The 6,814-nt window shown below is 72.6% G+C and carries 7 protein-coding genes; 3 read left to right on the forward strand and 4 right to left on the reverse strand.

The window, feature by feature from the left end:
• Positions 1 to 189 precede the first annotated feature (189 nt).
• Together JIAGA_RS30960 and JIAGA_RS30965 are read right to left on the reverse strand one after the other, a co-directional pair.
• On the reverse strand, positions 190 to 1,116 hold the full coding sequence (locus tag JIAGA_RS30960) for a serine hydrolase (protein ID WP_051426279.1): 927 nt from the start codon (positions 1,114 to 1,116) through the stop codon (positions 190 to 192).
• On the reverse strand, positions 1,113 to 2,042 hold the full coding sequence (locus JIAGA_RS30965) for a LysR family transcriptional regulator (RefSeq protein ID WP_051426280.1): 930 nt from the start codon (positions 2,040 to 2,042) through the stop codon (positions 1,113 to 1,115). The genes JIAGA_RS30960 and JIAGA_RS30965 overlap by 4 nt, the downstream gene beginning before the upstream one ends.
• Positions 2,043 to 2,151: 109 nt before the next feature.
• Here JIAGA_RS30965 and bla point away from each other — a divergent pair, with 109 nt between their 5' ends.
• A complete protein-coding gene (bla, locus tag JIAGA_RS0119545) occupies positions 2,152 to 3,132 on the forward strand; it encodes a class A beta-lactamase (protein WP_026876974.1) in 981 nt (326 codons plus the stop codon).
• Between the two features lie 45 nt (positions 3,133 to 3,177).
• The gene (locus JIAGA_RS0119550) at positions 3,178 to 5,172 is read left to right on the forward strand and encodes a penicillin-binding transpeptidase domain-containing protein (protein ID WP_051426281.1); all 1,995 of its coding nucleotides are present in this window, start codon (positions 3,178 to 3,180) and stop codon (positions 5,170 to 5,172) included.
• A 20-nt stretch (positions 5,173 to 5,192) separates the two neighbouring features.
• Here the strand turns inward: JIAGA_RS0119550 and JIAGA_RS0119555 are convergent, their stop codons facing one another.
• Positions 5,193 to 5,903, reverse strand: coding sequence for a MerR family transcriptional regulator (locus JIAGA_RS0119555; RefSeq protein WP_026876976.1), 711 nt, complete (start codon positions 5,901 to 5,903; stop codon positions 5,193 to 5,195).
• A 48-nt stretch (positions 5,904 to 5,951) separates the two neighbouring features.
• On the opposite strand from JIAGA_RS0119555, the gene JIAGA_RS30970 reads away from it, so the two are divergent.
• Entirely contained in the window at positions 5,952 to 6,440 is a 489-nt protein-coding gene (locus JIAGA_RS30970; RefSeq protein ID WP_051426282.1) for a DUF6194 family protein, read from the forward strand.
• Here JIAGA_RS30970 and JIAGA_RS0119565 read toward each other — a convergent pair.
• Positions 6,437 to 6,814: IS256 family transposase (locus JIAGA_RS0119565; protein WP_026876977.1), on the reverse strand; the 378-nt coding region annotated here is incomplete at its 5' end. The two genes, JIAGA_RS30970 and JIAGA_RS0119565, sit on opposite strands and share 4 nt — an antisense overlap.

The raw sequence follows: 6,814 nt of genomic DNA on the forward strand, positions 1-6,814 counted from the left end.
GGACGCATGAGATGGGAAATCATGCGGTCGTGCGGCCGGTGCGAGGCCGCCGCCGGGCAGGTCCAGGTGGTCTCGTGGCACCGCGCCGCCGACGGGTTCGTCGGCTATGCCCGCTGTACATGCGGAGGCTGGCTGATCGTCCGGCCGCGTTGACGCCGGCGTTGCCCGGCCCCTGTGACGTCGCGCCGCTCAGAGCCGCAGGACGTCCACCGCGGCACGGGCGGCACGCCCGATCGCCCGATCCGCTTCCGGCTGACTGCGGGCCGGGACGGTGGACGCGGTGAACGCCGCAACCGCGATGCGGTCCTTCGTCGACGTCTCGACCACGCCCGCCTCGAGCCGCAGGTTGAGGAACGTACCGGTCTTACTGCGCACCGTGACCGCGTCGGAGGCGAGTTCGGAGACCATCCGCTGCCGGTTGACCTGGTGTCCCATCAGCTCGCGCAGGCGACCGGTGGCCGCCGGCACGCTGACCGCGTCGGTCCATACCCGCGCGAGCAGCCCCACCATGCCGGCGGCGGTGCCGCTGGTGGCCGCCGCGACGTCCAGGGTCGGCAGCACGTGCCCGCCGCCCTCGGTGGTGGCGCGGACGGCGAGCTCGAGGGCGAGCACCGGGTCGTCCGGCGCCACCGCGGCGACGGCGTCGTAGAGCCGGCGCATCGGATGCCGCACCACGATGCCCTCGCACCCCCACGCCTGCAGCGTCCGGGTGACCTCCTCGGGCGGGACGAGCTCGAACAGTGCGTCGGCGGCGGCATTGTCGCTGACGGCGAGCGTGAGGTAGAGCAAGTCCTCCAGCGCCACCCGGGTGGGGTGCCGGAACACCGATACGCCGGTCGGCCCTGGGGTCCGCGTCTCCGGTCGCAGTTCGAGCTGCTCCGCCAGGTCCAGCCGGCCGCGTGCCGCCAGGTCCAGGACAACCAGCGCGAGCGGCACCTTGCTGACCGACGCCAGCACGTACGGCACGTGCGCGTCGAAGCCGAGGTCCTCGCCGGTGTCGATGTTGAGCGCGTACAGCGACCCGCGCAGGCCGGTGCCAGCCCAGTCACGCTCGATCTCGTGCGCGGTGCGTACCGCCTCTCCCGAGAAGCCGAACGCCGCCGACGGGGTGGTCACGATGCCTCCGATCTGCTCCGCGGTTCCAGTCCGGCCGCGAGGGCCAGCACCGGCAGCAGGCTGCGGACCAGCTCGCGCGCCGGGTGCGGCCGGCTGGCCACCGTATAGGACCGGCGGACGGCGACCCCGCCGAGGTGGCGCCACCGAAGCTGCCGGGCGGCGGCCCATTCGCGCGTGCACAGCAGCACATCGCCGTATTCGAGGGCACACGTCAGCGCCTCGATGCTGGGAGTGCCGACCCGCACCTGGTGATCGCGCAGGCCGGCGGCCCGGGCGGCCCGATGCACGGGGTCACGCACCCACGGCACGTCGTCCTCGGCGTCGACGTGCAGCTCGCGTGGCCGGCCGTCGTCGCCGGCACTGCGTCGTAGCTGGTCCAGGTGCACCCGCCGGCCGCGCAGGGTGCCGACGGCGACGGCGTCGGGGCCGCCGGCGGCGTCGGGCTCGGCAGTCGCCGCGCCGAGTTCGGTGCCGAGCTCTTCCTCGTCCGGCGGGCACGGCAACAGCGCCACGTCCAAACGGCCCAGCCGGACCAGGCTGGCGCGCTCGGCGCGCGGCTGCTCGGCGAACGTCAGCGTGACGCCGTGGTCGGCGGCGGCCCGGCGGGCGGCGACGAGCGCACGAGGGGACGGCCCGGGCGGGATGCCGACGTTGAGGCCGGCTACCCGCGCGGCCGCGGCCAGGTTGTGGAAATGCCCGGCCCGGGCGACCAGATCGGCGGCGTGCGGCAGGAGGGTCCGGCCGGCGTTGGTCAGCTCGACCCGCCGGGATGTGCGGTGTAGTAGGGCGGTGCCGAGGTGCCGTTCGAGGGCGGAGATGCGGCGGCTCACGACCGGCTGCGGCGTCCCGCACGCCTCGGCCCCCTTGGTGAAGCTGCGTGCCTCCGCGACCGCGACGAACGCTTCGAGGTGCCCGATCAGGTCCACACCAGGGACCATACAGTTTTGGCATCGATCGTTGACGAGTGCGTCTTGGACATTGGTCGGCCTCCGTTGCGAGGGTGAGCGCCAGCCGACAAGAGCACCAGGAGGAGTGATGGACAGGCGATCGACCCCGATCACCGGGCGGCAACCGAGCCGGCGCAACGTGCTGCGGCTGGGTCTGGCGACACCGCTGGCGCTGTCGGGCCTGGCCGCCGCGGCCGCCCCCGCGACGGCGACTGCGCCTGCTACGGCGGCCGCACCCGCCGCGGCGCCGACTCGGACGGCTCGAGCCGTGGGCACGATGTCCGGCAGCGACGACGCCGTGTCGGCGTTGGAGCAGGCCTACGACACGACCATCGGCCTGGCGGCCCGCAACCTCGACACAGGTGCCCGGCTGATCCACCGGGCCGCCGACCGCTTCCCGATGCTGTCGGTGTTCAAGACGCTTGCCGTGGCGGCCGTGCTGCGCGATCACGACGAGCACGGGGAGACCCTGCGCCGCCGCGTGTGGTATCCGCCGGCGGACGTGCTGGAGTACGCCCCCGTCGCCGCCGAGCACGTCGACACCGGCATGACCGTGGCCGAACTGTGCGACGCCACTCTGCGCCTCAGCGACAACACCGCCGCCAACCTGCTGCTGCGGGAGATCGGCGGCCCGCGCGGGCTGACTGCATTCATCCGGTCCATCGGCGACCACGTCACCCGGCTGGACCGCTGGGAACCGGACCTCAACACCGCGGTCCCCGGCGACGAACGCGACACCACGACGCCGGCGGCGATTGCCCGCGCGTACGCCGGACTGCTGACGGGGACCACGCTGTCCCGCCCCGACCGGAACCGGCTCACTTCCTGGATGCTGGACAACCAGACGTCGGACACCCGGTTCCGGGCCGGTCTGCCACGTGGCTGGCGACTGGCCGACAAGACCGGCTCCGGCGCCTACGGCACCAACAACGACGTCGGCGTCGCCTGGAGCCCGGACGGCACGCCTGTCGTCATCGCCGCGCTCAGCCGCCGCGACCGCCCGGACGCGACCGGGAACGACGAGGTCCTCGCCGAGCTGGCTAGGCTCGTCGTCGACCGGATCGGCTGAGCCGGCGGACCTGCCCGAATGACCAGATCACCGGAACGGGGTGCAATGACCAGCAAGGACGTGCTGCGGCGAGCGACGACGGCGGCTCTCGGGGGCGTGCTGGTGGCGGCCGCGGCCGGGTGCAGCTCCACACCGGACGCCGAACCCGTGGCGCAGGCGCTGGCCGAAGCGGTGGCCAGCGGCGACTTCTCCGACGTGCCCTTGAGCGGCACGACGCCCGAGGAGGCCGCCGCAGCGGTGGAGGAGCTGACCGCCGGCATGGGTTCTGCTGCCCGCACGATCGAGGTCGCCGACATCGAGCAGACCGACGACGAGGACAGCCGGCAGGTCACGCTCGACGTCAGCTGGGACCTCGACGCCGTCGCCGCTCCCGAGCAGCCGGAGGAGACCGGCGACGCCACCGCCGACTCGGCCACCCCGGCGGCCGATCCCACCGAGCCGGCCGGGACCGACACCGACGCCGACGCCGACGCCGGGGACTGGACCTACCAGACCACGGCCGTGCTGGTGGCGGCCGACACCGACGCCGGCTGGGAGGTCGAGTGGGCGCCGAGCGTGGTGCACCCGGAACTCACCGACGGCGCCTCGCTCGGGTTGCGCCGTCAGCAGGCCGACCGGGCCGACATCCTCGGCGCGGGCGGTGAGGTCATCGTCACCGAGCGACCCGTGTACCGGGTCGGCATCGACAAGACCCAGGTGGATGCGGCCGCGGCGCCGGCGTCGGCCACCGCACTGGCCGAACTGGTCGGCGTCGACGCCGCCGCGTTCGCCGGCCGGGTCGAAGCGGCAGGCGAGCGGGCGTACGTCGAGGCGATCACACTGCGCGAGGCGGACGCGGCGCCGTTCCTGCCCGGCATCGAGCAGATCGAGGGCGCCGCCGCGCTCAGCGACACCCAGGCGCTCGCGCCGACCCGCGAGTTCGCCCGGCCCATCCTGGGCACCGTCGGCGAAGCCACCGCGGAGATCGTCGAAGAGTCGGCCGGGCGGGTCGTCGCCGGTGACGTGGTCGGGCTGTCCGGGCTCCAGGCGCAGTACGACGCGCAACTGGCGGGGACACCGGGGCTCACGGTCGAGCTGACTCCCGCCGAGGGTGACGCCCAGGTTCTCTTCGAACGCGAAGCGGTCGGGGGGTCGCCGGTCACCACGACCCTCGACCTCGAACTGCAGGCGCGGGCCGAGGGACTTCTCGCCGACGTCGGGCCGGCCAGCGGCATCGTCGCCGTCCAGCCGTCGACGGGGTCGGTGCTCGCCGCGGCCAGCGGCCCCGGCGGAGAGGGCTACTCGACGGCCACGCTGGGCCAGTACGCTCCCGGCTCGACGTTCAAGATCGCGACCGCGCTCGCTCTGCTGCGCGCGGGCCTCACGCCCGACTCCACGGTCACCTGCTCGCCGACCGTGACGGTCGACGGCCGCTCGTTCGAGAACTACAGCGATTACCCGTCCGGCGCGATCGGCGACATCACGCTGCGCTCGGCTATCGCGAACTCCTGCAACACCGCGCTGATCGGCCAGAACCAGACCGTCGACCAGGCTGCGCTGGCCGAAGCGGCCGCGTCGCTCGGGCTCGGAGCCGAGCACGCCACCGGTGCGCCGGCGTTCCTCGGCTCGGTACCCGCCGAGGCGGACGGCACCGCTCACGCCGCGTCCATGATCGGCCAGGGTGAGGTGTTGGCGTCGCCGCTGGCCATGGCGACCATGGCCGCGTCGGTGGTGGCCGGGCAGACGGTGGCGCCGGTACTGGTCGAGGGGGCAGCCGGGGAGGCACCCGCGAGCACGCTGACGCCGGAGGAAGCGCAGACCCTGCGGGACCTCATGCTCGCCGTGGTCGAGGACGGCAGTGGCGCGTTCCTGGGCGACGTCCCGGGCGACCCCGTCGGCGCGAAGACCGGCACCGCGGAGTACGGCACCGAGCAGCCGCCGCGCACGCACGCCTGGATGGTGGGGTTCCAGGGCGACCTGGCCGTCGCGGTCTTCGTCGAGGACGGCGAGTCCGGGTCGCAGACCGCGGGGCCGCTGCTGGAGGCGTTCCTGCGCGGCTGACCGACGACGAAAGCGCTGGACTACGTTTCGGGCGTCGACTCGATGATGTCCGCGAGCGTGGCTCCGGCGCGCAGCAGCGCGATGGCGCGTTCCGCGATGGCTCCCAGGCGGGCGTCGAGGGCGCTGAGCGAGTGGCTCACGTCCTGGAGCTCCCGGATGGCTGTGATCGCCCTGTGTACGTCCGGGATCCGGTAGCCACCCGCGCGCAGCGCCGCTGTGATGCGCGCTTCGCGGATGGCCGTGAGGTGGTAGCGCCGCGCGGTGCCCGCCCGGGTCGCGATCCGCTCGGGCGAGACCAAGCCGGCCTTCTCCCAGAAGCGGAGGGTGGAAGCGCGGACCCCCAGAGCCTGCGACAGGTCGGTGATGGTCATGGAGTCGGCGTCGACGGGCTCGGCATCGGTCGATGCTTCGGCGCGGATGGCTTCCAATGCGGCCCGCGCCGCGAGCGCCTGATCTCGTTCCATGCTGAGGCGGGCATGAAAGGAGCAGAGCAGCGCCACCGCCTGGTCGGCAGGAACGGATCGGATCTCTCGCATCGCCCGGCGAGCGTCGGCCGGTCCGACGGCCCGAGCAAGGTCACGGTAGGCGCGAAGTGCGCGGACGTGTGCGTCCGAGAACCTCCGGTAGCCGTTGCGCTCGCGCCTGGCCTCGGGGATGACGCCGAGTGCTTCCAGATCGCGGATCTGCTGCGCTGAGTACCCCGTCGACGCGACGACCTCGGCGGTGTTCATAGGCGCAACCCTCCATAAGCACTTCAACCTCACGCTTGAACCATGAGTATGGAGCACATCCTCGAGACGGTCCGGGCGCTCGACGGGGTCCTCGAGCTCGCGCCCACCGAAGGCAGTGGGTTGCCCGAGATCGCCTGGGGCGACCACTTCTTCTACTACGCACCTGATGGACAGGTGCCGGAGCGCGAGCAGCCCTACGCGACCGTCGTGACCAAGAACTATCCCGGCGACACCCTGTGCGACCTCGACGACCCCGGCCGCTGGCGGCTGAACATCCACGTCGGGAGGCGCGCGTTCGTCGAGCTCACCGGCGAGGAACCCCGATCCGGGCCGACGCCGGACTACGCGGCCACCGACGTCGTCCTTCCGCACCCGGTCTATCGAGCGCAGGGCTGGGTATCGATCACCAACCCCGGTGAGAACACCCTCGCCGTGGCGGCCCGCCTCCTGCGTGCGGCGCATGAAGACGCCAGGCGGCGGACGCTTCGACGGCGGGTGTGTCTGATTAACGGTGGATCCGGTCTTGGCATCGGCTAGTTTCCGGTTGGTGTGATGCGGCCTTCGAACGTGATCGCGAACGCGTTGAGGGCCGGTTTCCACCTCATGGCCCATCGTGCCCGGCCTCGGCCGGTCGGGTCCAGCGACCGGGTCACCAGGTAGAGGCACTTCAGGGCGGCCTGTTCGGTGGGGAAGTGTCCGCGGGCGCGGATCGCGCGTCGGTAGCGGGCGTTGATCGACTCGATCGCGTTGGTCGAGCAGATCACCCGCCGGATCTCCTGGTCGTAGTCCAGGAACGGCACAAACTCCGACCAGGCGTTCTCCCACAACCGCACGATGGCCGGGTACTGCTGCCCCCAGCTGGCGGCGAACTCGTTCCAGCGTTCTTTGGCCGCGGCCTCCGAAGGTGCGGT

Source organism: Jiangella gansuensis DSM 44835 (genome assembly GCF_000515395.1).
In the GTDB taxonomy this organism is placed as follows: Bacteria; Actinomycetota; Actinomycetes; order Jiangellales; family Jiangellaceae; genus Jiangella; species Jiangella gansuensis.

Bases quoted from the DNA above. Each gene is read 5' to 3' on its own strand.
- JIAGA_RS0119555 (WP_026876976.1), bottom strand. From the start codon at position 5,903: ATGAACACCGCCGAGGTCGTCGCGTCGACGGGGTACTCAGCGCAGCAG.
- JIAGA_RS0119550 (WP_051426281.1), top strand. From the start codon at position 3,178: ATGACCAGCAAGGACGTGCTGCGGCGAGCGACGACGGCGGCTCTCGGG.
- bla (WP_026876974.1), top strand. From the start codon at position 2,152: ATGGACAGGCGATCGACCCCGATCACCGGGCGGCAACCGAGCCGGCGC.
- JIAGA_RS30970 (WP_051426282.1), top strand. From the start codon at position 5,952: ATGGAGCACATCCTCGAGACGGTCCGGGCGCTCGACGGGGTCCTCGAG.